Consider the following 26026-nt stretch of genomic DNA (forward strand, 5'->3'; position numbering starts at 1 on the left):
TAGAGGTTTTTGACAATTGTAACCCAATATGTCGAACCATCTTATTTTCTTCCTGAATATGACTGCAGACCACATTTCTAAAACCTCGAATTTAATCGTTAGAAGACGTTAAAGTGCATTTTTCGATATTTCCACAAATGGCGACAGCGTTATATCTAATCTGTAGCGTATGGGGGGTGCTGACCATATACATGAAACTTATCATCGATGTACCGGCTCCAGTCCTCGAACAGATACGTGAGGCATTGGAATACGGAGGATACGCAGACCCAGAGGCCTTCGCCCTAACTGCGTTACAGAACCAGATTCGCCTCGAAATCGACGAATCTGATGTTTCCAACCTTCCTACCTTCTCAGAGGCGCTGGCGGAGTCCGAATCGGCAAAAATAACTTCAGATGGTGGGGGTGGAGTACGAACATACCCACCATCGAGGGGTACTAACTCAAGACCAACATCACTCACAGTCGAACACAAGGAATACGAAAACCTTCCAGCAGTCCCACCGCCAGCGACCAGCCGACTCAACTCGGGACCACTGTGGGGGCAATATAATCGGATCTTCCCAGTCAAACTCTTGGTACGGGCACTAGCAAATGAGATCGCTGCAAGTCGCGAAGATTCCACTCCCAGCGAAGACAAGGATAAGCCGCAGGAGGGGTGGATTGACCGTGCCCGGTTTGTGCGTGCGTGTTCGCAACTCGCTCGCGAGGTTGGATTTACCATCCAACAAGTAGACAGGGAGAAGTCACGAGGTCGTGGAGAAAAACTCGCAGCAGGACTACCAGTTGGACAGAACGCCGTAAAGTCAAAAGATCGCTTTGCGTCCCAGTTCATCGGTTACGTCGAACAAGATGGCGGTCTTGTGGGTGCAGCCACCCACCTCCAATTCGTTAATATCTCTGCGGAGTCCGAGCCGTTAATTGGACTCACCAATGCCGGTCTCGAATTTGCGTCGCTGTGGAATCCACTACTTGACGGTGACTACAGCGCGGATCGGACTCTTTCCGAAGAAGAGGTAGAGTTTTATCTCCGTCATGTCCTCAGGTGTTGCCCCGATGAGTTCGAGGCGATGCACTTCGTCGCACAAGCGCTTCTAGACGGGGATGACCGTCCAGAAGAACTCACAGCTCGAGTCAATGAACTGAACGACCAATGGAGTGACGCCACCGCAAGTACCATGCGCTCAGGCTTGATTGCGCGTATGTTCGAACTCGGGTTCATAGAACGAAGTCGAGTTGGCCAGCGGGGGGTCGCTTACCACCTAACCCAATCAGGCGAGAGTTTCCTCTCTACGACCGCATCATCGAACGCAAGTATAGACAAGAAATGACACACACCGATTTCACACAAACGCAGTCGAAGAACGCCGCTGACAGATTCCTGGTCGCAAATGACACGGATGAGGTCTACGAACTGATCAACGAGATAGAGGCCAAAACAGATACAGAATGGATTCCTCTCGCGAAAGACGAAGGCAACTATTCTGCAGTCTATGGACAGGCAGCGTCGCCCATGCCGTGTTTCGTTGAGATAGCCATTAATAGTGAAGACGCGATTGGGATCCGGTTTTTCGAATCGTCAACTGGCCCAGAAATTAAACCCGACACGTACAAGACACTCCGAGAGGCAGTTGATGCGTTCGTTGACAAGAATGACGCTTCAGTTGAGATAATTGCTGACGGAACAATTCCGCAAGCAAAGCAGATTCCGAATCCGAATATGCTGAATCTGACTGTCCGCGACAACGGATGTGGTCAGCCCCAAGATGAATTTGAGGACACGTTCCTTGGAATCCACAAGCCAGGACTCATCAAACAACAGTATGGTTTCACCCAAGGACGCTTTGGAATGGGATCAACGGGTGTCTTACAGTTCTGTGGAAATATCAACGATGAGTACAATGATCGGTGTTTCAAATTCATCGCGTCAGCAAGCCACCGTGACCCCGGCAAATGGTCATGGAGCATCATTCGGGACAATCAACGGCTTGGACGGTTCGAATATCTGCGCATCAACGGAGAAATCCCCAGATTCACCGGAACGTTCGGAGATTCGATGCGCCAGAAAATCATCAATTCGTCTTCGAAATATAACCGCCAGGAGGACATCGAGGTTTTCGAACCACAAGAGTTCGGGACGTTTGTTAAGATGTACGATTACCAAACGAACTGTTCACGTTCGCAGATAAATTCGTCAGATGGATTCCGCCCTAAACTCGAACGATACCTCGTCAACTCTCCGCTCGAGATCACCATAACAGAGGCAAGATACCCGACGCAGAAGGTCGTACAAGCGAGAACGAAAGGTTTCCTACCTAGACTTGCGGGGAAAGAGAACTTACTCGTTGGTGAGGAGATTGACGTGTTTAAATGTGATTTCGAGTCGGAGATACTCGGAACACGCCCAATTCAGGTCGCCCTGTTCAAACACACCGACGACCTCGAAAATACGAACAAGCGGGGGAAAGATGAGTTCCTTAAAAAAGGAAGCAGATCGGATGTGGCAGGTACTCGCACGGGGATTCAAACTGACCACGCCGTCATGATCACGATCAATGGTCAAACCCACGGGTCACTTGGAACGGTGTTCCTGCGCCAATGTGGATTCTCAAAAGTTGCAGATGACACCGTTGTCATCGTCGAGTTAGATGACTTCGCAAACGGCGATTTAATCCGGATGTTCCGCCCCTCACGCGATGACCTAAAAGAGGGGATGCCAATCGCACAGCGATTCCTTGCTGGGCTTGAAACGGCATTGAAAAAATCAGACCTTCTGCTCGAAGAGGAAGACCGGCGCCGCTCACGGCGGGGTAGTTCAAAAGAACTCGTCACGCGCGAATCGTTTGAGAAGTTCCTTAACAGACATCCCACTCTCGTGAACTACCTAGACTTCCGTCAGAAGGTCGCTGCACCCTATTTCTCGTCTGAGGACGGGACAGAAACGCCTCTGCCGAAGCAAGATGACGATGAAGCACAGATTCCAGAGACACGTAGGACAACTGAAGGGGATGGTGAAACCGTCATGGAGTCTCTTCGCTTGCCGACGTATATCACTCCGATTGCAAAGTACGATCCAGATGGTGAACACATATATTGGGAATCTCCGAGACCTATGCCCCTCGACATCCCTGTGAACGCAGGGAAGCAAGTTCGGTTCGCAACAGATGCACAGTCGAACTATCTCGTTCGCGACATACTGTCTGGAGAGTTGAAAGTGTCCCCATCGGAAATGTTCCGCTCCGTTGAACTCCACGATGGAATATTGACCGTGACACTCAAACCGTACAAAGACCCTGATCCGGGCGACAGCCATCCGGTTACGGTCGAACTTACCCGCCCATCAACTGCCGAGATTCGAGCGAATGCGGCATATATCGATTTCGAGGCAACAGAGATTGAAACGGATGGAGGAGGCGTCGATACGGGTTCTGAGGAGGTATTCGAGAATCCACTTGTCAGCTACCTAGACGTTAGATACAAACCTGCGGTGAACCGCCCACCACGAAAACCGTGGGATGACATAGTTCATGAAGAAGACAGGGGGGATGGAACGGGAGATGAAGACACCGATGGCAGAATTATTGATGACGAGGCATCCAGTGCAGAGGCGTCTGCCGAAACTGCTACCCCAGATACGACTCGCAAACGGGGGATGCCATCAATCTCGTATGTTTATCGTGCTGACTGGGAGGTTGACCCGGATGTGCCAGAGGAAGATTGGACGGAGACACAGCGCGAGTTTGACGAACACACGCTACTACGGATCGAACCAAGCATTGATGGGAGCGTGAGTGGGTTACATCTCACTATCAACAGAGACGCTGCTGTGCTGCGGTCATTCATCGTTGAAGAGAACATAAGGGATGGTTGGAAGAAGTTCGTTGAACAACAGTATGAACTTGCACTGGTGTTCTTCTCTATCTGCGACTACCTCTACTTCCAGGAGTCCTTTGACGATCAGGTACTTGCGACTGCAGACTTCGAACTCACTGATATTGTCGAGACATCGGTCAATGGACTCTCACAAGCACTCATGCCGATGCTGATAAACGACGACCAACTCACCCGAATCAGTGAATAGGACAAACCTGTCCACTTCGAAAGGAGTCTTCGTAAGTTTGGAGATTTTACAGCTCTTGTTCTCCCGGAATTAATTCGTAGAGGCCTGTATCTTCAAGATTCACCACAATGCCGTGTTCCTGCAGGCGTCGGAGGCGTTGCGTGAGGTATCCACGTTCCCACCGGATGCGCCGGTCGAGATACGCAGCGGTGACCCGTCCTTGCTGAAGTTCCTCTATAATTGCTTTGTCAGCGTCGTTCAGCCGGATGTCCGCCATGTTACCGGTGATGGTTGAGGAGTCGTAATCAATCCCATTACTTAATATCATTACTTCACATCGTTAAGTAGAATGCACACATCTACTCGCGTGAAGTGCGAAACGAATAGGACACTGCAACTCACAGAGTTTTACAAGTGAATAATGGCTGGAAATACACGGCAGACGACGCTCGGTGCATCTGACGGGGAGATAACGTCTCTGGAAGATATTGACTGGACGTTCGAAAAAGCAGACACATCTTACCTGACGCACGGCCTGCATTCTTACCCTGCGCGGATGATTCCACAGATCCCGGACGCGCTTCTCAACTACTACAAATCGGAAGGAATCATCGACGATGGCGACACCGTGTACGATCCGTTCAGTGGAAGCGGGACAACCGCTGTTGAGGGCCGACTGCACGGTCTGCACGCAGAAGCGAACGACATCAACCCACTCGCCGTGACCCTCAGTAAAGCGAAAGCCGAGCCGCTGGACGTCTCTACTCTCCAGTCTGCACGAGATGACCTGCTCGAACACCTGAGTGATTCTCTTGAAAGGGCCAGAGAGAACTATGAGGATGGCTCGTCACTAACTCCGGAAGACTTGGAAATTCGAGACGGGTGGTTCCCGGAGCCACAACTATCTGAACTCTACACCGTGAGTGTGGAGATTAACCAACTGGAAACGAAATATTCAGAGGAGATAGGGCGATTCTTCCGCATTGTACTGTCAGCAATCACTCGGAAGGTCAGCTACCAGCGAAATGGAGAATACAAACGGTATCGGATGCCGGAAGAGAAGCGCGAATCCCATAATCCCGACGTATACGACCTCTTCGTGACGAAACTGGATAAGAACATCAAGCTCATGCGTGAATACAGCGAGCAGGTTGACCATTCGCTCAACACAACGATTCACTACGCGGATTCACGCACTGCCACGACAAATGACGATGACGCTGTTGAAGAGAACAGTGCCGACATCGTGATCACGTCGCCACCTTACGGGGACCACCGGACAACAGTCGCTTACGGGCAGTTCTCACAGGACCCTGCTATCATCGCTGGAGGGCATGGTTACGACGAAATGAAATCGGTGGACAAGACCGGGCTGGGTGGTTCCAACAGCGAACTCGAACCGTTGGAAGAGTTGGAAGAATGGTCGCCGTCGTTCGCTGCGACGATGGATACCCTCCGCGAAAAGGAAGGTCGGTCGGAAGATGCGATGGACTTCGTTCGAGACTACTACGAGGTGATGAAGGAGGTTGCGAAGATTCTGAAACCCGGTCAGCCTTCCGCATGGGTTGTTGCGAACCGGACGATGAGTCGAGTCAACATTCCTACTCACCTCATCACTAAGGAGCTGTGCGAACATGTCGGGTTCGAGTACCAACACATGCTCCCCCGGGAGATTCCGAACAAAACACTTCCATGGTCGAACGCCCCCGAAAACGTTCCCGGGGTAACGGGCGACCTCATGGCGAACGAAAACATCGTGGTGATGACTGCGCCAGATAACTAATACTCAACAATCCGGCAATCTGATTTCACATCCCATTGTTGGTTACTCACAAAATCGCGTCTGTATTCTTTACTCAGTCCTAATCATGCTGTAGTTCGGGACATCTAATTCGTCCCCGCAGGTACACTGACAGCTTCCATCTTCGTTTACCACTGTGACGTTACCACCACAATTCGGACACGACTTTCCAGTGGCCCCAGCATAAGATGTCACGTCCACTTCATCGACCGGGACAAATTTGATGGTTGGAACTTTCCCGTTCGCGTGTTTCTGGTGGTTTTGAACCTGCTCTCGAAGTTCTTGACCCAAGTGTAGGGAAACTTTGGATTTGACCAATACATGAGCTTGATTCCTTCCCGACCATCTCTCTGAGGCGAACTCAATCAGCTTCTTCTCGCGGTCGTTGATTGCCTCAACATCCCAACCCTCCTTGGGGCTTGGGAGTGCCTCCAGAGTGGCAATACGAGAACCACTGTAGATGTTCTTGTGCTTCTCGTTGTACTCGTCATTACTCGCATCCTGGTTATCTTTCGGCCACAAGAACGCGAGGTTACCGAGTCTATTTCGGTTCTCTTGATGGTCTTCGAGCTTTGCACGGTCAGTTCCCGGATTTTGGGGCGCAATATGCTCTATCTGTGCTTCCTCGACAAACGTACCGAAGTCAACGAGCGTTTCGAGACCAGTCTCGCCCTTCTGTTCACGAAGGTATCGTTCGTACTCATAGAGAAGGTATAAGATGGTCTTTTTATTATGGAACCCACCCCATCCAGTGGTGAACTCTCCCTGAATTACGTCTTTTCTTTTCAAATACTCGATGACATCTTCATCGGGTGCCCGCTTTCCAGTCTCGTAGTCGATTTTGTCACAAATTCCGATGACAGCATCATCTATGTTCTTGTAGAGGTTGTCGAGTGGAACCTCACCAAACAGCTTTTCGAGATCGGCCTGAGACTGGTCAGCTACGTAGAGTCGATGTGCTTCCTGCTTGAGACTGCGCCGAAGTAACGTCGTACTCCGATTCATGATTTCGAAGGCGCGGAACGAGAATGTCTCACAAGCGTCAACAATCTCCCTAAATTCGTCACTGTGGACATCCAACTTCAGGTAGGCCGCCATAAGGAGTGGTCGGAAGGTAGATGCCGCACCCGAGTTACTAATCGCACGAACTCTCTTTACGGTCTCTTTATCAATAGAGGAGAATTGGTCCTGAAGATGGTCCGCATTATATACCGCATAGAACGCTTCTGCGGCATCCTGTAATGACTGTACGTACGTGTTCACCCAGTACGTGAGGTCGCTTGGGTTCCGGTCCAGAGGAGCATACCGGTCGATTTGTTTTATACGTCGGTGAAGACCGTTGATGTCGCTCCGTGGACGGCTTCTTCGTGTCTCACCTGTGAACATTTCCCAGTGGCGGTCAACGAATTGGTCAACCAGTTCTTCGTCACCTCCACTAATGGTGATTGTTTCAACTGCTTGGTTGAACTCCCGAGCGACCTCTTCAGAGTCAAGGGTATCGATTTCTCCAGCACAGTAGAGCAGATGGCTTTTAACCTTCTCCGCAGTCGTCAGATCTTTCCCTCTGTCGTTGACGACCTCGAACAGACGGCCTGCTTCTGCGGTGTCGTCTACCCGGTAGCGGGTCACTTCAAATGTGTTATCTATGACAGAGAGGACATCGTACAGGTAATCGAAATACACTCGAAGATCGCTCTCATCTGCGTCTTCAATATCGCCTCCGAAGACGGCATCGCGTTTTCGTGCAAGCCGCTTCTGGATTGTTTCTTTCGCCTCGGCAAGCTTGCGAGCGGGGAGGATTTTCTGCCCGTTCGAGAGGATGACATCAGGGTCCTTTTCAGAGAGGACTAACTGGCTGTATGCATCTTCGGTTAAATCACCCGGAACGAATTTTCGACCATTCGATTTGTTCCGATATTTAATGTATATGTTTCTATATGTTTGGTGCAGTTCTATAGGTGAGTTTTCTGTTTGAGGGTCTACATTCACGTGACCCTCTAGGTCAGATAGCTCTTCGCAGATACAACCCACAAGTAGGCTGATTGTAGTTAGACGTTGTTGGCCATCAACGATGTCGTAGAGTACCCAATCATTCGGGGTCGGGCTACTAACTTCCTTGATGTCATCTAAAACGACAGTGCCAAAGTAGTGAACAATATTTCGGCTCTGTCCAACATGGTTGCGACGGCCAAGCACGTATTCCACGTCGTCGATCAGGTCATTCACTTGTTTCTCGTCCCACGCGTAACTTCGCTGGTATCGCGGAATATTCAGCCGAGCCTGCTGGAATATTTCTTGCAGGCTCATTTGGTCGGCGTCTGCCATGTCCAAGTGTGTCATGGCAGTAGGTTAAAACGTTTATTATTGTCCAGGATTCTCACAGTATGCAAGTGCAGCAAAAAGTGCTGAAAGGCAGTGTTAGAGATTCATTTATATCAAAGATAGATTAGAATGAATCCAGGCGAGCCACTCAGTAAGATTGGCCCATCCCTCAAGCTGGTCCAGTAGCGGTATGGCTCACGGGTTTCGACCGTGTCGGCTCTGAGTAATAGGAGACACTCAAGCAAGGGATTCAGACAAGACTATTCTGTGGAGTAACGTGCTGGAGAACGTGGAAGGAGTAACACGTGAGTTAACGGTGAACAAGAATATCGTCGTTCTTACTTCCCCCAAGTAGCGGTCAGATACTTGCCTTCGTGTCCGAGGGGCTTGTCGGGAAGGTCGCCGTGTGCATGGTAGTGTTTCATGTCAACACCGTACTCGTTGTTTGCGCGTAGGAATCGCTGCCCTGTTTTCTGACTCGTCATCGAGTACACGCTATGATCCGAACGGGCGATGTCAGCGAGTGTGCCCGGTGGCAAATATACGACCCGGCACTCGTTATCGAGTTTCCCCGCTGCACCAACGATTTCCTCCGCATCATCGAAGAACCCGAGCAGACCGGATGGAGAGTCGACTGCACCCACACCGAACTCTCCGCGTTCGCGGTTCTTACTGGATTTCGCTTCAATTCGGAATGGGTTCCCGCCTGACTTCTGATAGACTTTGATGTCACCGGTATCACCCTTCGAAGAGATCTGTTCAAAGTCCGAACCCCGCGTCAACCCTGCCGATTCCAGAGCCAATAAGAACAACTCTTCATTGACACTCCCGGCCATGTTCTTCCCGCTCTGGTTCATCGAAGTCACTTTCTCCGGTACTCGGTCTGCGAGAAGTTCTTCGTAAGTATCCAGCAGACGATCGACGACATCGGAATCAACCATGCCGTTGAGGAAACCACTGTACTCGGTTTCTGTTTCCTTCCGCAGATAGTGGATGAGTCGTTCGGAGTACCGCGTCTTCGACTCACGGTATGTATTGAGGCAGGTCTGCTGGACCACGTTGATGTGTTTCCCGATGTCGGTGATGTTGTTCTTCACCGCATTTTGTTCGATGAAGGAATCAACGTGGTAGACGTATCCCGCAACCTTGAGTTCGAGCGCCGGGTCGTACTCAATCGTGTGTTTCAGGTACTCCCGGTAGGTCCTTCTGGAGTAGTTGCCCGCTGCGTGGTCGAAGAGTTCGATGTCGGTCGCAACTTCCCCCGCAGGGAGTGAATATAGGTACTCGAAGTAGGGTTTGTAGTACCGGTCGTACTTCTTGTCGCTCACACGGTCGTCACCCAGTACCTTCTCCAACTCGTCTTGTGTCGGGATTGATTGTGTTTGCGAGACCGTCATTAGTACCCGTCGAGAGTATCCTGTTCCGGGGCGACAGGATGCGGTTTGGTGGTGACAGGGATATCGTCCAGTTCGGTGTCGTCAAGTAGTGGTGTTCGGTCTTCGAATGCTTCATCCAGACGGCTTTCGTCCATGATGCGCCACGCAGTGCCTCGGTTCCGGTTTGCTCCGGATTCTTTGAGGTGCATTCGGAGGTCGAGCGTGATAACCCCATCACGCATTAGATCGAGGAAGGCGTCGCTGTCGAATCCGTCGAGATGGTAGGCTTCCTTGTACCAGAAGTGTTCAACGCCATCGATGCGTTTCGTGTCTGCGAACACCATCACGAGCTGCGGGAACTTGTCTTCGAACCTTTCGCGGAGGAAGTCAAGCGGATACGTCGCACAGACACCGACATCCTCGTGTACAACTGAAACAGAGGTGTCGTCGTAGTCGAGGTAGAATCCTTTGTTGTTGGGTGTGTTCGGTCGGATCGTGACTTTCAGGGCTTGACGTCCTTTGTCGTCAACGTATCCGAGTTCGTTCACCATTTTGGTTCCCCAGAACGGGCGTTCGCTACGCGGTGGTTCTTTGGTGAATAGAGTGGTGAGACTTCCAGAGCCTTCCCGCATCGCTTTGAGTTCGGCGCCTACGGCGTCTGGACCCGGGATGTTGTTTTCTTCGATGCCGAGAAGGTCTTCGAGCGTTTTTCCGATTCCTGTGTTTCCTTTTCTGTGGGTTTCGACGTGGCCGAGTTGTTTGATTTCGCGAAGACGGGAGACGAAATCCTCGAAAGTGTCCATGCTGCGAAAAAGTCAGTATGTATGGAGAATAATACCACATAGTCAACATAGTGAATTAATATCGTTAAGTCACTTGCTGTACTTCTGTTCTGCGTCGTGTTCGGCGCGTATGAGGGCGCGAACGCCATCGTCGATTCCTTCTCGCAGAACGGTTCTTCCGGGCTTCGTCAGTGTGTAGTACGAATAAGTCCCTTTCCGGTCAGTATTCGGGTCACGTCGCTGTTTGATAAGCGCAACTCGCATCATGTCTTTGAGCGTATCGTGGATGTCGTCCGCATCACGGTTGAGCGTCTCAACCAACTCATTCTGGCTGAGCCGGTCGTTCTCCTCCAGTATTTCGAGGATGTCGGTTGCGAGTGACGTGGACGAAACCTCTTGCATCTTCTCATAGTCCTCCGAGGCGAATATGCTGTTTTCGGGCAGGTCGAGGTTACCCATACATTGTGTTCGAGAGAACAGCAGATAGACGCTTGGAGGCGAGTGAAATAAACGCTTAAGAGATTGGGAAGTAGTCTGTAACGATTTTCACAGAACCAAACGCCGTTTTTAATTAGAGTCTTTGCGCTGGGTCCAGAATGGCGCAATAAGGTTGAATGGTTTGTAACCTCGAAACGCAATTATCCAATAGATTATCGTAACACCTGTCCACAATATGATTGAAACCCACGGGAAGTTGGCTGCATCTTGGATTTGGTCGCAGCCATAAATCGACATCGCGCCAAAGACCCAAAGCGTGACACGAGGCCACCAAATTTCAACACTCGTATGCGTAACGTATGTCTGTGGGTCAGTTCCGCTTTTGAGTTCTGTCCACTCATCAGAGAAGGGTTGGTTTGGAAGTTCAGATTCCAACTCATGTAATATCTGGTACTTACCACCATTCAACTGCTTGTACGAGATGATATGCAGCATCCATAAAAGAGAGATCGCCACCCCAATCACACCCACTAATATATACACTAGTGGTCCTATTGCATTAAACTTCGAAGCAACACCAACACCCGCTACAGTTGCCCCCAATAAACGTTGGTAGAAACGGTTGTTTTTTAGCCGTCGATTGCTTACGTCGCGGGTCGTCTGTTCGTAATGTTTCCACTGTTCGAGTGTAGGATCGGGTTGCGCCCCCTCACCACGCTCACCACATTTTCCTTGAGTTCGGGAACCGGAATCAGAGGTTGAGTTCGTCACGGAGAAAGGTCTCGAATTTCACGTACAATGCTGCTTTTATTCCAATTCACTTTCGCATCAGCTTTAGATTCGATGTAAGACGTTCTTTCAGCGCCCCATGGTTTCACACTCAATATTGGTTTGCCGAGATCTTCTGCAATTCTGACTTCTTTGCCGATCCAGTCACTATATGTTGAATACATTCCTGCAATCACAATAACGACAGATACCGGTTTTATCTGCTTATTTTTGATGTGCCGCTTGAGAGCAGCATCAGATTTCCCTTCCACTTTCTCTTCTTGCGTTACTGAGTAGTTCCGAAACGAGAAATGGTTCTTGTCTTCGAGCAGACTAACTAATCCTTCATAGTCTGAATCGTATTCCCATGAGTGAGATATGAAAATATCGTAACCGCTGCGATCAGCACTCAATTCAATCTCTTCTATGTTGAATGTCATAATTGTTATTTTGAATCCACTATGATTAAACGATTTTCTTCTCACCCAACATTCAGCTTTGAAGACAACGACCAGAATGCACACTTGAGAGTGTGCTACCATTTCCAGCGAGTTTTGGAGTCTATTTACGAAGACCGAAACTCGGCGCCGACATCCACGCCCGAACCCCGGCTCAAACATACAAACCCAGCATCCAGAACGGATTCCCAAACTCAGCGCACCTTAATCGAAAAGTGACGAGAACACGCAAAAAATTGGAAGCCTATAAACTACTTCCAATAACGAAGGACAGTAGTCTCATACTCTTTGGTTTCACGGTCAGGATGTAACTCGATGACAGTTCTCCGAAACGTCCGATTCAGTTCAGGTTCCCAATACCACTTTCCGACTGAGCGTAGGAAGCTGGCTGCGCCAAACACCACGCCTAAGAGGGTTAACCAATTCATCTGCAACGTCTCCCGAGCGGTTTCTATATATAAAACTATGGGTGGAATGGCTTGTTAGAATCCTACCGGGCAGTCAATTAACCTTCAAGAGTTATCGTTGGTTTACTACCAATCACGCTCGAGCGTTACTGTTCATCCGATTAACCCAAAGTCAAATCAGAACTCGTCCAACGTCGCCTGACAGCCACCGAACTTCCCCCCACACCGCCATCAGCAATTTACTCGCGAGAGCGGCGAAGGCAAACGCAGTCATACATCCAGCTCACTCACAGCATCCAGCACACGGTCGTCGTCAGCCTCCAAATCCAGATACCACGCACGTCGTTCATCGTCCTGATGGATGGTACTAAGCGTCTGACGAGTTATGTTCGGAGTTCGTCCTGCGGTTTTGTTGTAGCTGTCACCCGCTTCAACCGATTCCAACGCTTCAACGACATCCAAAAAACCGGTCTCCCCAGAACTGTAGTCCGGATCGAGGTTCGGCTTCAAATACCCGTCAACGCGAGCAAATCCAGCAGGGACTTGTCCAAGCCACTTCCCTTGTTCTCGAGCGCGTCGTTGCCCCGAGCGAGTCCGCCGAATGAGCTGCCGACGCTCCTCTGCTGCCACTGATGCAATGATGTCGGCCACGAGACGCCCAGTTCCGTTCGGTTCAATCTCACGAATACTTCCGTTCGTAATGTGGATTGTCACTCCGGCATCTTCACAACTATCGAAGAATCGTTGTGCGAGGAAACCCTTCCGTGCGATTCTCGACACCTCCCAAACAACGACATCTGTGTAGGTGTCGGATTCAATTTCGTTGATGAGCGCCAGGAACTCATCTCGGTCAGCGGATGCGCCCGATCCTTGTTCGGAGTACACGTCGACATCCCCGATTTTGAGATTGTGATTGTCTAACCAGACTTTGATGTCTTGGCGTTGGTGTTTGTCGTCCTGTTCGGCTGTCGACTTCCTGATGTAAGTCGCGTATTTGGAGGGCATTTCTCGATTACAGCTTGCAACTCACCGGGGTTATATATTACACCGCGCTGCTTACAGGTTGTATCTCAGTGACCACCCGCTTACAACCCGCAACGAACGAAGCCGACATCCACCGAATCAACCGCTTCAGCGTAGCAGACTCTATCCTTGAGGACCTCCAGAGAAATAATACCGTAGTGTCGCAACCCCTGCACCAAGGAATACTGACAACGGGTACACAAGGAGTGTTGACAGACCAAATATCAACCCAATCACCCTCCCATAGGTCTCCCCGGCTTGGTAAGCGTGAATCGGGGATTTGAGTCCCCACATGAAACCATACAACAACGCGATGAATATCGAACGCAGACCCATATACCCAATCTCTTATCGGCCAACCATAAATTTCAGCACCGGTGAATGAACGGAGACTTTCAACATACCCAGATGCACGTTGAGAGTGGACATGTACGCTGATAGCGTACACTTCCGCCGCACATGGTGCCGATCACTTCCGAACCAACGAGTAACCGCGCTGCGAACCCCTTACTGAACCCGACCTTCATACGGGTAGATACGACACGTCGACGTACAGAAAATGGGAAGAATCAACATCGAAATCCCCGACGGTCTGCACCAACAACTCCGAACCGAAAGCGCCGTCAAGAATGTGCCAATCAAAATGATTGCAATCCGCGCACTCAGAGAACACTCCAATTCGGTCGAACTCGATGTCGACCCCGCTATGCTCGACTGAGGTTTATTTGTCACTGAAGAGTAGGCCGAACCGGGGCGTCAACGACATCCTCGAAAATGAAGGGCTTTCGGGTCGAAACGACGCCCCCACGTAACTCACTCCTACGAACAACACCCTCCCAGACAACTCTGAGTCCTGCGAACAGAATCCTTTGGACAGAAACTCCTTCGGGAATGAACCCTCAGAGAACCATAGAGAAATATCAATAAAGTGTTGAAGACGGCTGTCTTGAAACTCAAGAAGACCATATTCGAACATCAACACATGAAATTCATCTGTTGAATACCACTCACTCATGGAAATATGATGTTGAGTGATATTCAGCAGTTTGCTCCGTCAAGGTATACCCCTCGTTCAGAAGGGGGAACCCTCTCACAGCGAAACAGAAGACCACTCTCGATGTCGACCGCGAACTCTATCCTTGATAAAATGAGGAGTTATCAACCGGATTCGGTTCCCACCCACCATCATCATCAGCATCATCCTCATCACCAACAAGTTCCTCCAGCGTAACACGGCACTCATCCAACAACCCGTGCATCTCCCCATCACGTATCTCGATAACAGACCCATCGGCCAACTCAATCTCAACCGGATACTCGTCAACATCATCCACCTCAACCCACGTCTCGTACAACAGACTATTGCGTGAGACAAAATCTTCGTCCAAGTTCAAACCAGACTGTGATTTCTTCCCCATACCCCGCGATTCGAGGCAGGAGCCTTATACTCCCCATGAGTCCAACCATCCACCGAGAGAAACAAGCGAACACCCACAAACGTCGTTGTTCAACGTTTCTACCTACGTCGCGCTGCACTACTGTCGGTACAGACCCGACATCGACCTACAAATCTCGCAGCGGCAGTCTCGCCCGCTTCCCCGAAAATCACTACCGACTCTACCAGAAGTCATTGCCGATGACGCACTGTCGTTCACGCCCAAAACACGCTGAACGGTTCGGAGCGGCTGAACACGCCTCCCCGATCCGGTCATAGGAAGCACATCCTCCCTTGGCATGTAGTTAACATTTCATCTTGTGATGTTAATCACATTCCTCTGGAGTGGGTGGTGACGTATGTGGTCTACCGTGATGTGATTAACATTTCATCTTGTGATGTTAATCACACGACTTTGGTGTTGGTTCGATCTAACCGATGACGAGTTCAGTTTGGCTTCCACACTGCGGAACGGGTTGGCGACGATGCAGACGAGAACAGGCGACTATTCGGACGAGTATGCTTCGGAGATGTCGGCTCGGGCGTGCAACCGACCGTGGTTTGTGTCGATGTTGCGTTGGCTGATGATTTCAGCGACATCAACACCTCTGTGTGTGAGTTCGTAGAGGCCTGATTTGGGTGCTGGCCCGATTTTCTGGATAAGTCCTTGTTCGAGAAGAATGTCGTTCATCCTGTTCCAGAGGCGGTTTGAAAAGGACGGGATTTTGTCTCGTTCTTCGGTGGTTGGGTTGTCGAGGTTGATGGTGTCGTCGTTGACGTCGTTGTAGAGGCTGTATGCGACGTTTTGGCGTGTGTTTCGGTTTCCGGGCTGTGCGTACAGGTGCGTGATGATCTGCATGTCGATGTGTTTGAGTTCCATGTTGTGTTCTCCGTTGAGGGTGTCTTGGTGGCGAAGGCTTGCGCCACTCACTTAAGCATTTACCAAATTGAGTCTATTAATGTGTAAACACCCAAGGTTTATAAGTATTTGTTCTTCATGAGGTAGTAGAGACTAACACGGGACACGATACGTCCGGTGAAAAACCGGTGCGAGAGCCGTCAACTCTCGCGCCAATACCCCTCGCGGGGTCTGTGAGTTCGGTGTTGGTCTCTCCGAGGAGACAACAGTATGACAAAGACTGACCCAACGTATAAAGGCAACGACCGGAAACAACCCGAACAGACTGATTTTACTAGTCTCGGGCCGTCTAACGACGATACGAAGATCCGAACCCCAGTCACGTTTCGCGACTACAACGCGATCGAACTTGGGAACAACTTTCGCACATGCGGAAGCAGAGTCAGCGACTCATTCACTCGCGTATATGTGGGCAATGATGGAATCGTCCAAGCTTGCCCTGCGTGTTCAACGCGAAGAGAGCGTGCGATCCGAGAAAGCGCACAGACTCGGGGTGGTTGCTGATGACGAAACGCATCAACTTCGAGACTCACCCAGCAACGAAGATTGCGATGAAACAGATCGCAGACAATGAGGATTGCACTCTCAAAGACAAGATGCACTTCCTCATCTACGACGAGATTTCCCGTCACATCGACGCTGCGAACATCGAAGAGTCTGACCCTGAGTTGATCGAGGGGGCGATCCGACTCCGAGAGGAGCAGGCTGAGTCGGAGCGCGAGAAGCAGGCCGAGCATGAACAGAAGGCCTCCGAACACGCGAAGGAAGCAGACGAGATCGAAGAGGACATCGAAACGCTGGAAGCGTTGTACGAAGAGGCGCTTGCCGCACAGAACAGTTACGAAGAAGACCTTGATGAGTTCGTCTGCGAACTGACCGGAGACCTTGTGGGAGTGAAACTGACCCGCAAAACGGCGCGTGTCAAACATCTCGCTGACGAACATGACCGGTCTGTCGACACTGTCCTTGCCGATCTCGAAGATGATGACCGGCTCACAACCGACCGGTTCCCGAACAGAACCGAACAGAGTCAATCATCCGGCACTGAGAACTCCGAGGACAAGACTGTGGAGTACGAGAGAATCATCGCGAAGAACACTGCGTGAACGCCCTGAAACCCTCCAATCAACAATGATTCAACAACTAACTCCCTCCGAAGTAACGACCGATAACCATCTTGCAACGGCCATCCAGACAGTCCTCTGGAAACACCAGAACGACGACGTGGAACAGTTGTTCAAGGATGTCGCGATGGCCGAAGGTGCTGTCGAGACCACGTTTGAAGTGGATCTGTCGGTGTTCTACCGGTTCGCATACGACATCTACGAAGACCTCCGAGACGACTGGAGCAAGCACTCAGTTCACGTCCAGAACGTGCTGAAGAGTTGGAACGGTTGCGCCAAACGCGCGTTGAACGACGTTAGTGAAGGTGACGTTCCCAACATGACGTTCGACCTCGCTGAGCCGGGGACGGACGCCGAGATTGAGTTGGTTCCTCGGAACCCTCCTGAAGACATGGTGTTCCGACCCAGTTCCGACAGTCCGAGCGACCTGATCGGTCAACTGGTCGCATTTCGCGGTACGTGCGTTGTGCAGAGCGCAGTTAAACCGACGGTCAAGGAAGCTGCATGGGAGTGCCAACGGTGCGGCACAGTGACGTATCTCCCGCAGATTTCGTCTGCGGACGAGGGTATCCAGAAACCTCACGAGTGTCAGGGCTGCGAACGCCAAGGGCCATTCCGACTGGACAAAGAACAGTCGGATGTTGAGGACACGCAAGCCATCAAAGCCCAAGAGGATTACAGCGACGTCTTAACAGAGGCGCAACCCCGTAACGCTGAGGCTCGTATCACCGGATCCAGATTGTCGAACGCTGCTCATGCAGGTGATGAAGTGATGGTGGTCGGTGAGCTTGAATCAGGACTGGAGGGTGATACTCGTCATCTGACAACGTGGATTAACGCACTCAACATTGAGCAGCGGAGTGGAGACGACATCGACTACGATTCGATTTCCACTGAGGAACGCGAACAGATCAGGGACATCGCTAGTATGGATGACCCTGTGGGGTACTTGACCGAAAGTATCGCTCCAACCATTCACGGACACGAACACGCCAAACGAGGTATCCTTCTGCAAGCCGCTGCTCCCGGCAGCCAAACACTTACGGATGGGACTCGCGCCCGTGGCGAGATCCACATTCTGCTCATCGGGGATGCAGGGACCGGGAAGACGATGCTCAACTACTACGCCAAACTCATCAACAAGAAGTCGGTGTCGTCGTCCGGTACAGGGTCCACGAAGGCTGGTTTGACGGCTGCGGCTGACGATGAGGTGATTGGCGGGTCTACGAAGAAGGTATTGAAACCCGGACTGCTCCCCCTCGCTGATGGCGGTCTCGCTGTTGTTGACGAACTCGACAAGGTTAACGACGAAATTACCTCGCTCAACAACGCCCTCGAAGACGGACAGATTGAGTTCTCAAAATACGGGTTGAATACGACGATGAAGACGCGATGCAATCTTCTCGCTACCGCCAACCCGAAACACGGTGACTTCGACCCGATGATGGCGCTCGAAGATCAAGTGGAGTTCGACACGAGCGTCATGAGTCGGTTTGACCTTCGGTTCGCGTTCCATGACGAGATTGATGAGGACCTTGACCACCGGATTGCCAAGGCAATCAGTAAGCAACACGGTGGCACACTCGACCTTGATGGTGACGAGTTCCTTCACCCTGAGTTCGTCGCCAAATACGTCACCTACGCGAAACAGCATACTAACCCGGTGTACGACCCAGATGGCCCAGAGGCAGACGCGATCCATGATACCTATACGGTCCTCCGTCAGATGCTTTCAGATAGTTCTGACGGGGGTCTTAACAAGGGGTTGAAGCCGAGGTCTGTCGGTTCGATGATTCGGCTCGCTAAAGCGTCTGCTACGCTTCGCTTGTCGGATACAGTTGAGATGTACGATGTTGAGGTTGCCCAAGGAACAGTGGTGAAGATGCTCGACAGTTGGGGGTACGATACCACCAAGTTCTCCGGGAAGAGCGTCTCGCAGTACGATGTCGTCGGAGCGTTGAATGCCACCTACGACGAGTTGATGCACAGGAACTCAGGGAACACGGACGGGTTCGCGCTTGACGAGATTGTAAGCGCGATGCAGAAAGACATTCCATCCTCGCGTGTCGAAGAGGTTCTCCAGCAGCAGTCTCGCTCCGGGAACTACTACGAGCAAGATTCCGGGAAGTGGTTGCGGGCGTAGGCCGGGGCGAGACACATTGAGAGGGACATTGTGGGGACTACATGAGAATCAAGAGTCAACGGTTCTGTTGAAATCCTACGTCGCTGATAGTTTATTATGGCCGTGCTGAATAGAGAGAGTGTATGCAGCACCCTATCAACTGATTCGTGATTCACTTGACTATCAGTCATCAGGAAACCAATTGAGGAGTGGATTTTTGTAATCCAATCACCATGTCTTGGTCATCAACAGGTAGACGATGTCAGTACAAGCTATACGAGACGTAGCAAACATTCAATATGGTGGCTTCTACATCCCTGTAGCTGGCTGGTTCTATATCTACCAACAAAACCCGACCCAATTGGCATTTTTTTCCATTGGGGCTGTTCTTCTTGGAGCAACCCTTGTTCACAGTGTATTGTACAGTGTATTCGGGCCAGAAGGGCCACAAGTCCATCCGAAAAAGGACCTCACCGTCATTGGTTACTCACTTGCTCTACTCTATACCAAGAACCCAGGGAGCAATCCAGACACAATTGACGAATTTGGTGAGCGACTTTCCAGCGCACTCTCAATCCGTCGTACAATCAGATTCGTCGTACTCCTTTGCATCGGTGCGGCTTACGTCATTCTCGCGCTCTACTCTTTCGCACCATTGTATCAACTGACGGTAGCTGGAGACTCCCTGATTCCGGGCATCTTACTACTCACTCAAACGATATTCATTCTTCAAGGAGTGATGATGAATCGATTCGCAAACGTCCTACCACCAAATGAGGCCGAGTGGGTTTGGGTGCCTGAATATAGACGTGTCAATGAAGTTTTCTCCGAGGATAAATATCCAAACAACCCATACAGAGATCCACCGCTGATTTTCAACGACATCAAATCCCAGCTAGCCGAGTTACAGCCCCAATTCGCCTCGGCACAGCTACGTGACGGCGAAGGACCAGAGTAAGTTAATGACCAACTCGCGCTCTGTATTCAGCACGCCCTTGACAACCAATCATCGGATGAGGGTTTCAACAGAGTCCTACTATCACATTTCGACCTTGCTGTTATCACAGACAACCTTCACACGACTACCCACCTCTGGTTGGTCCAATTCCTACTAACAGACCCACGACAATACCTAGTCGGTAGCACCTTCCAGCAAAGAGTTCCGGTATGTTGTGAAAATGTTGCACAATAACGAATGATGCGCAACATGTTCGGCTCAGAGTAGCGAGCACCGACGCGCTCGACGGCCGCCGCGCGACGCGGCGAACGTCACTTCCACTTCACTTCATTTCTACCGCGTTCGACCGGATAGCGGCGCGGCCATCTCGACGGACGCCGCGCGCGCCGTCGGCAATCCGGCCACTTTTGACTCCCGGCAGGGGAAGACCGGAGTATGCACGAGGGGCGACTCGCGGTCGATATCGAGACGGCCAGCCCGAACGGCCCGCCGAGCGACTTCCGCAACACCGACGACTTCGAGTTGGTCGCGGTCGGTCTGGGCCACCGCGTCGGCGGCGCCACCGACGCCGACACCGAGGTCGAAGTCGAGGTGCTCCTCCGCGACGGCGACTGGTCGCTGGAACACACGGCCGACCTCCTTCGGCGGGTCGTCGAGTGGTGCGAGGCCCGCGGGGGGCGCGTCGTCACGTACAACGGCGAGTACTTCGACGAACACCACCTCCGCGCGTGGGCCGACCGCGTCGCCGACGCCGGCGTCTGGGCGGACGCGCCGCGCCGAGTCGACGCGCTGTTCGCCGACCACGTCGACCTCGGGGAGCTCGCCGCCGAGGCGTACCCGGAGGCGGTCCGTCCGAACCGCGACATCCCGGCGCTGTGGAAGGCGTGCAAGGAAGCCGGCGTCGACCAGCCGACCGTCTGGTACGACGACTACGACCTCCCGGCGGGCTATCTCGAACGCCTCGGCGTCGAGGACGCCCACGTCAAGGGGGCGCACGTCGGCGAGGCGCTGGGCGAGGCGTACGTCGAGGGCGTCGTCGCGGGGCTCGACCACACGCGGACGCACGCCGAGCTCACTCGACTCCTCGTCGACTACGCCGCCGGCGACATCGAGCCGCTGTTTTCGCTCCACGACGCGCTCCGCCGGGCCGGCGCGAGCGCGGACTGAGTCGTCTCACCCTCGCCGACCCGGGTCGAGGCCGTCGATTACCCACGGGGGCGTGTCCTGTCTCGCGGCAAACGTTTAGCCGCCGGCAGTCGTAGCCCGTGGTATGAACGACCTCGAACCGGCGGCCGCCGTCGAAGAGGCGCTCCGCGGTAACGGCATCAGCGTCGAGTCAGTCTCGCTCGACGACCCCGTCTCACTGACCTATCTCACGGCGTTCCCGGACGTCGAGCCCGACCACGGGGAGGTCGGCCGCGCGGTCACCGCCTTCCTCGACCTCTCCCGCGACGACGAGTTCGACCCGAGGACCGTCGAGGCGACGGTGCTCCGAAGCGAGGGCGACGTGCAGGCGACGTGGACGCTCGAAGCCGACTGGATTCGCGCGTACAACGACTACGCGCTGGACGACGAGGAACTGTCTCAACGCGTCCTCGACAGCCTCTACGAGGGGGGCGACGCGTGAGCGCGTGGCGACACCGCGGTGAGCCGCCCGCCGCGCGCGGCCCGCGCCGGCCCTCGCACTTCGAGTACTCGCGCGTCTCGCTGACGTTCGACAGCGAGGGGACGAACTGCGCGGGCTGGCTCTACCGCCCCGACGGCGTCGAGTCGCCGCCGGTGGTCGTCATGGCCGGCGAGCTCGCGGCGGAGCGTCGCTTCGGCCTCCGCCCCTGCGCCGAGCGGCTGGCCGAGGCGGGCTACGCGGCGTTCCTCTTCGACTACCGCAACACCGGCGACTCCGACGGCGAGCCTCGGAACCTCGTCGCGCCCGACGCGCAGGTGGCCGACTGGCACGCCGCGCTCTCCGGCCTCCGCGAGCGCGACGAGGTGGACTCGCGCTCGCTCGTGCTCTGGGGCGCGGGCCTCTCCGGCGGCTACGCGCTCCGCGCGGCGGCCGAGGACGGTCGCGTCGCCGCCGCCGTCGCCCAAAATCCGATGCTCGACGGGACGGCCGTCACGCGGGGCCGCGGCGTCAAAGGCACGCTCGCCGCACTCGCCGCCGGCGTCCGCGACAGACTCCAGTCGCGGTTCTTTGGCCCGTATCGCGTCCCCGTCATCGGCGACGGCTCGTCGATGGCCGTCTTCGAGGACCCCGGCGTGCGCGCCGCCTACCGCGAGCTCGTGCCGCCGGGGAGCGCGTGGCGCGACGAGACGCCCGCGCGGCTGTTCCACTCGTTGCTCCGCTACCGGGCGCTTCCCGACCCGGAGGCGGTCACCTGCCCGACGCTCCTCGTTTCGGGGACGCGCGACGACCTCGCGCCCGCCGACGCGGTGGCTGACCTCGCCGACGAGCTTCCGGACGCGACGCTGGTCGAACTCCCCGCGGGTCACTTCGACCACTACGACCGGGCGTTCGAACAGACGTTCGGCCACCTCCTGTCGTTCCTCCGAACGGTTCGCTGACGGGAGTCGTCAACGCGTTGAATCCTCGCGCGAACCATTATGTCCTCACCCGGCGTATACTGCATAGAAATGTCCACATCCACCCGTCTCGTCTCGTTCTTACTCGTCGTCGCGCTCGTCGCGGGGACCGCGTCCGCGCCGGCGTTCGCACAGGAGTCGGAGACGCCGAGCGACGCTGACACACAACGGCTTCTCGAAGAGGGGGTCGCGCTGTACAACGACAACATCGAAGAGTTAGACGTCTCGTTCGCCCGGAGTCTCGTCGCGGGGCGAACGGTGAACGTCTACGTCGAAGACGGGGGCGAGACCCGGGTGTTCTCGGCGTCGGTGCGAGACGACATGCGAATCGAAGACCTGTCGACCGGCCCCGACAGCGAGGCTCCGACCCGCATCACGACTGACCGAGGGACGCTCGAAACCATCGCCGAGTCGCCGGAGCCGATGTCCGAGGTGCGAAGCGCCCTCTCCGACGACCGCATCCGCGTCAACGGCGAGCGCGGACACCCCGTCGACCAGATCGTCTGGACCGTCGCCAACACGTTCAAGGGCTTCTTCCTCTGAACCCGTCCCGAACGCCGTCCGAATCCGTCTTTTTTCCGGCCCTCGCGTCGTCGCGTCCGTAACCCACTTTGCCGCCTTCCCCGTCTCTCCGTCGATGACGTTCACGCGCACGGTCGAACTCGACGGCCATATCATCGACTCGGGGATGATGCAACAGGCCATGGGCATCGTGATGGACCTCGACGGCGACTTCGACGTCGAGCAGTTCGACGTCGGCCGGCAGAAAGACGAGCCCTCCTACTGCCGGATGTCGGTGACCGCGGACGACCGCGAGACGCTCCAGGAGATACTGCACGAACTCCACCAAATCGGCGCGAACCTCACGGACCTCGTCGACGCCCGCGTCGAGGCCTCTCCGGCCGACCGGGTCGTCCCCGTGGGCTTTTACTCGACGACGAACCACCCGACCGACGTTCGGTATCGCGGCGAGTGGCTCCCGGTCGAGGACATCGAGATGGACTGCGCGATAGTTATCGAGGAGACCGACGACGGCCCGCGGGCCTCCACGAAGGTCCTCAACGGCATCGAGGAGGGCGACCTCGTCGTCACCGACGAGGCGGGCATTCGCGTCAAGCCGCCGGAACGGCCCCGCGACGCCTCCGGCCCCTTCGGGTTCATGCAGGGCGGCGTCTCCTCGGAGCGCCCCTCGGAGTCGCTCATCGGCGAGGTGGCCGACGCGCTCCGCGAGACCAAAGCCGACGGCGGGAACGTCCTCGTCGTCGCGGGGCCGGCGCTCATCCACTCGGGCGGCGGCGACGCCCTCGCCGAACTCGTCCGCGAGGGCTACGTGGACATGATTTCGGCCGGAAACGGCTTCGCCACCCACGACATCGAGCGCGGGCTGTACGGCACCTCCCTCGGGATGGACATGGAGACGATGGAACACCCCCGAAAGGGCCACAAACACCACATCTACACCATCAGCGAGGTCATCCGCGCCGGCGGCATCGCCGAGGCCGTCGAGGAGGGGCTCATCGAATCGGGCGTGATGTACGAGTGCGTGAAACACGACGTGCCGTACGTCCTCGCGGGGTCGATTCGGGACGACGGCCCGTTGCCGGACACCATCACCGACACCATCGAGGCGCAGAACGCCATCCGCGAGCAGGCCCACCGCGCCGACATGGTGCTGATGCTCTCGACGCTCCTGCACTCTGTCGCCGTCGGCAACTGCCTGCCGTCGACGGCCAAGACCGTCTGCGTGGACATCAACCCCGCGACCGTCACGCAACTGCTGGACCGCGGCTCCTCGCAGGCCATCGGCATGGTCACGGACATCGGGACGTTCGTGCCGACGCTGGCCGAGAAGGTGCTCGAAGCCGACGGCGAGAACTGACCGGGTCGCCCCTTGTTCCGCCGCGCCGCCGCGTCGCGCCGTCTGACGTGTCTATTATGACCCCGGGTGGTCTCTCGTGTTCTGTATGCAACCCAACGCAGTGCGAGTGCTCCTCGCCGCGGTCATGGTTCTCCTCGCCGGGTGCGGGGGCGGCGTCGGCGGCGACGCCACGACCGCGACCGAACCGGCGACGGACGCGACAGACGTGACGACGACCGCCGGCGGCGAGTCGGCCGACCAGAGCGGCGACGCCGCCGCCGAACGCTCCGCAGTCACGTTCAACGGAACGTGGGACCAGCGGTACCGTACCGGGCAGTACTACCGCTACGACATCGAGAGTCCGAGCATCGACGGCACCGCGACCTACGAGTGGGAGGTCGTCTCCGCGACCGACGACGAGGTGACGGTCCGAACGAAACTGGTCACGCCCAACGCGACGAGCGAACAGACCGTGACCGCGCCGCCGGACGAGGTGTACGGCGAACTCGCCGGAAGCCCGTCGGGGTCGGTGGCCACCCTCGGGTTTGATTCCCCGTACTACAGCGGAGTTGAAGGCGAGACCCTCAGCGTCGGCGACAGCTGGGAGTCCTCGGGCCCCAACGGGACCGTGAGCTTCGAAGTCGAGGCGCTCTCGACCTACGCCGGCCTCGAATGTGCGGAGTTCGTCGTCCGGACGAACGGGAGCGTCTTCTGGGAGAGCTGTGTCACCCCGGAGAGCCCGCTTCCGGGCTACGTGGCGTTCTACGAGGAGGAAGGCGACGAGACGCCGGCGTTCGAGATGGAACTCGTCGAGTATCGAAGCGGGAACTGAGTCGGTCGGGAGCGCCGTTTCGGGCGGTCAGACCGTTTCCAGCGGGACGACCGCCATCGGGATGTTCGAGTGCAACAGGACGTCCTGTGCCGTGCTCCCGAAGACGATTTTCGAGGTCGGATTGCGCTTTCGGACGCCGATGACGATTTCGTCGGCGTCCTGTTCGTCGGCACATCGGAGGATGTCGTCGGCGGGGTCGTTGCCGCGGATGTACTGGTGCGTTTCCACGTCCACGAGGTCGCCGAGTCGGGAAGTCACGACGTTCAGCGCGTCCTCGCCGTCGCGGACGTCCTCGCTGTCGGTCTCGTCGCCGCCGCGGTGGGAGTTGACGACGTGGAGCACGTCGCCGGCGTCGATTCGCCGCGAGAGGTAGTCGCAGACTTCGGCGCTCGTGTGGACCGAGTTCGTCCCGATAACGTATGTTGCCATGCCACATATCGCTACGCCGTCCTATAAAAATCCACGCCCGACCACGCTCGTCAGGCCCGCTTCATCATCGCCAGCACGTCGTCTCTCGTCATCGCTTTCCCGTGTTCGTCGTGGGCGTGTTCCTGAATCACTTTCACCACCTCGTTTCTGTTCTCGGAGGTCACGCTGAACCCGCACGAACACGTCGCCTGTTGCATCGCCTTCGACATAACAAGAGAGATACGCGCTCCGAGGGCAAAGCGTGTGTTCACACTTACCATGACACTCCCGGTGGCGGGCGGGTCCCCCACTGCCGTGGCGTCTCGGTCGCGTCGGCCGCTCTCCGGACCCG

At 54.7% G+C, this 26026-nt stretch carries 25 protein-coding genes; 13 read left to right on the forward strand and 12 right to left on the reverse strand.

Annotated features, from left to right (window positions below; all coding sequences use genetic code 11):
- The first annotated feature begins 191 nt into the window (after window positions 1-191).
- Both C441_RS19545 and C441_RS12205 read left to right on the forward strand, forming a co-directional pair.
- On the forward strand, window positions 192-1331 hold the full coding sequence (locus tag C441_RS19545) for a hypothetical protein (RefSeq protein ID WP_152420727.1): 1140 nt from the start codon (window positions 192-194) through the stop codon (window positions 1329-1331).
- Entirely contained in the window at window positions 1328-4081 is a 2754-nt protein-coding gene (locus tag C441_RS12205; RefSeq protein WP_007275344.1) for a hypothetical protein, read from the forward strand. Before C441_RS19545 ends, C441_RS12205 begins: the two co-directional genes overlap by 4 nt.
- A 46-nt stretch (window positions 4082-4127) precedes the next feature.
- Here the strand turns inward: C441_RS12205 and C441_RS12210 are convergent, their stop codons facing one another.
- Entirely contained in the window at window positions 4128-4337 is a 210-nt protein-coding gene (locus C441_RS12210; protein WP_152420728.1) for a hypothetical protein, read from the reverse strand.
- A gap of 144 nt (window positions 4338-4481) precedes the next feature.
- On the opposite strand from C441_RS12210, the gene C441_RS12215 reads away from it, so the two are divergent.
- Window positions 4482-5843, forward strand: a complete 1362-nt coding sequence (locus tag C441_RS12215) for a DNA adenine methylase (RefSeq protein WP_007275346.1) — start codon at window positions 4482-4484, stop codon at window positions 5841-5843.
- 69 nt (window positions 5844-5912) lie between these two features.
- Here the strand turns inward: C441_RS12215 and C441_RS19055 are convergent, their stop codons facing one another.
- The 9 genes from C441_RS19055 to C441_RS12265 form a co-directional block, all read right to left on the reverse strand.
- The gene (locus tag C441_RS19055) at window positions 5913-8186 is read right to left on the reverse strand and encodes a DUF262 domain-containing protein (protein WP_161618821.1); all 2274 of its coding nucleotides are present in this window, start codon (window positions 8184-8186) and stop codon (window positions 5913-5915) included.
- A gap of 335 nt (window positions 8187-8521) precedes the next feature.
- Complete coding sequence (locus C441_RS12235) at window positions 8522-9580, reverse strand: hypothetical protein (protein WP_007275348.1); 1059 nt, start codon at window positions 9578-9580, stop codon at window positions 8522-8524.
- Complete coding sequence (locus C441_RS12240) at window positions 9580-10362, reverse strand: MvaI/BcnI family restriction endonuclease (RefSeq protein ID WP_007275349.1); 783 nt, start codon at window positions 10360-10362, stop codon at window positions 9580-9582. The genes C441_RS12235 and C441_RS12240 overlap by 1 nt, the downstream gene beginning before the upstream one ends.
- A gap of 69 nt (window positions 10363-10431) precedes the next feature.
- On the reverse strand, window positions 10432-10800 hold the full coding sequence (locus C441_RS12245; protein WP_007275350.1) for a MarR family winged helix-turn-helix transcriptional regulator: 369 nt from the start codon (window positions 10798-10800) through the stop codon (window positions 10432-10434).
- 108 nt (window positions 10801-10908) lie between these two features.
- Window positions 10909-11550 carry a RipA family octameric membrane protein gene (locus C441_RS19060; RefSeq protein WP_007275351.1) on the reverse strand — a complete coding sequence of 214 codons (642 nt, stop codon included), beginning with the start codon at window positions 11548-11550 and terminating at the stop codon, window positions 10909-10911.
- Entirely contained in the window at window positions 11547-11987 is a 441-nt protein-coding gene (locus tag C441_RS19065; protein ID WP_083874916.1) for a TIR domain-containing protein, read from the reverse strand. Before C441_RS19065 ends, C441_RS19060 begins: the two co-directional genes overlap by 4 nt.
- A 695-nt stretch (window positions 11988-12682) precedes the next feature.
- Window positions 12683-13417 (reverse strand): recombinase family protein, encoded by a 735-nt coding sequence (locus tag C441_RS12250; protein ID WP_007275353.1) that lies wholly within the window; start codon window positions 13415-13417, stop codon window positions 12683-12685.
- Between the two features lie 1151 nt (window positions 13418-14568).
- On the reverse strand, window positions 14569-14853 hold the full coding sequence (locus tag C441_RS12260; protein WP_007275354.1) for a hypothetical protein: 285 nt from the start codon (window positions 14851-14853) through the stop codon (window positions 14569-14571).
- A 522-nt stretch (window positions 14854-15375) separates the two neighbouring features.
- The gene (locus C441_RS12265; RefSeq protein WP_007275355.1) at window positions 15376-15750 is read right to left on the reverse strand and encodes a hypothetical protein; all 375 of its coding nucleotides are present in this window, start codon (window positions 15748-15750) and stop codon (window positions 15376-15378) included.
- Between the two features lie 249 nt (window positions 15751-15999).
- Between C441_RS12265 and C441_RS20745 the strand changes: the two genes are divergently transcribed.
- The 10 genes from C441_RS20745 to C441_RS12305 all read left to right on the forward strand — a co-directional run bounded on the left by C441_RS20745 (window position 16000) and on the right by C441_RS12305 (window position 25266).
- Window positions 16000-16293, forward strand: coding sequence for a DUF7563 family protein (locus tag C441_RS20745; protein WP_449271542.1), 294 nt, complete (start codon window positions 16000-16002; stop codon window positions 16291-16293).
- Window positions 16293-16895, forward strand: coding sequence for a hypothetical protein (locus C441_RS19725; RefSeq protein ID WP_007275356.1), 603 nt, complete (start codon window positions 16293-16295; stop codon window positions 16893-16895). Before C441_RS20745 ends, C441_RS19725 begins: the two co-directional genes overlap by 1 nt.
- A 25-nt stretch (window positions 16896-16920) precedes the next feature.
- The gene (locus C441_RS12275; protein WP_007275357.1) at window positions 16921-19056 is read left to right on the forward strand and encodes an ATP-binding protein; all 2136 of its coding nucleotides are present in this window, start codon (window positions 16921-16923) and stop codon (window positions 19054-19056) included.
- A gap of 238 nt (window positions 19057-19294) precedes the next feature.
- Window positions 19295-19993, forward strand: a complete 699-nt coding sequence (locus C441_RS19555) for a hypothetical protein (protein WP_152420729.1) — start codon at window positions 19295-19297, stop codon at window positions 19991-19993.
- 435 nt (window positions 19994-20428) lie between these two features.
- A complete protein-coding gene (locus tag C441_RS12280; protein ID WP_007275358.1) occupies window positions 20429-21160 on the forward strand; it encodes a hypothetical protein in 732 nt (243 codons plus the stop codon).
- A 103-nt stretch (window positions 21161-21263) separates the two neighbouring features.
- The gene (locus tag C441_RS12285) at window positions 21264-21620 is read left to right on the forward strand and encodes a hypothetical protein (protein ID WP_004969601.1); all 357 of its coding nucleotides are present in this window, start codon (window positions 21264-21266) and stop codon (window positions 21618-21620) included.
- A complete protein-coding gene (locus C441_RS12290) occupies window positions 21617-22558 on the forward strand; it encodes an alpha/beta hydrolase (protein ID WP_007275359.1) in 942 nt (313 codons plus the stop codon). Before C441_RS12285 ends, C441_RS12290 begins: the two co-directional genes overlap by 4 nt.
- Window positions 22559-22627: 69 nt before the next feature.
- Window positions 22628-23119: a hypothetical protein gene (locus C441_RS12295; protein WP_007275360.1), complete on the forward strand. Its 492-nt coding sequence runs from the start codon at window positions 22628-22630 to the stop codon at window positions 23117-23119.
- A gap of 94 nt (window positions 23120-23213) precedes the next feature.
- On the forward strand, window positions 23214-24455 hold the full coding sequence (locus C441_RS12300; RefSeq protein WP_007275361.1) for an ornithine cyclodeaminase: 1242 nt from the start codon (window positions 23214-23216) through the stop codon (window positions 24453-24455).
- Between the two features lie 106 nt (window positions 24456-24561).
- On the forward strand, window positions 24562-25266 hold the full coding sequence (locus tag C441_RS12305; RefSeq protein WP_007275362.1) for a hypothetical protein: 705 nt from the start codon (window positions 24562-24564) through the stop codon (window positions 25264-25266).
- A 27-nt stretch (window positions 25267-25293) separates the two neighbouring features.
- On the opposite strand, the gene C441_RS12310 is transcribed toward C441_RS12305, so the two are convergent.
- Together C441_RS12310 and C441_RS19075 are read right to left on the reverse strand one after the other, a co-directional pair.
- Window positions 25294-25695: a universal stress protein gene (locus tag C441_RS12310; RefSeq protein WP_007275363.1), complete on the reverse strand. Its 402-nt coding sequence runs from the start codon at window positions 25693-25695 to the stop codon at window positions 25294-25296.
- A 50-nt stretch (window positions 25696-25745) separates the two neighbouring features.
- A complete protein-coding gene (locus C441_RS19075) occupies window positions 25746-25904 on the reverse strand; it encodes a DUF1059 domain-containing protein (protein WP_161618822.1) in 159 nt (52 codons plus the stop codon).
- Window positions 25905-26026: the final 122 nt, after the last annotated feature.

The organism is Haloferax sulfurifontis ATCC BAA-897 (assembly GCF_000337835.1).
Lineage (GTDB): Archaea > Halobacteriota > Halobacteria > Halobacteriales > Haloferacaceae > Haloferax > Haloferax denitrificans.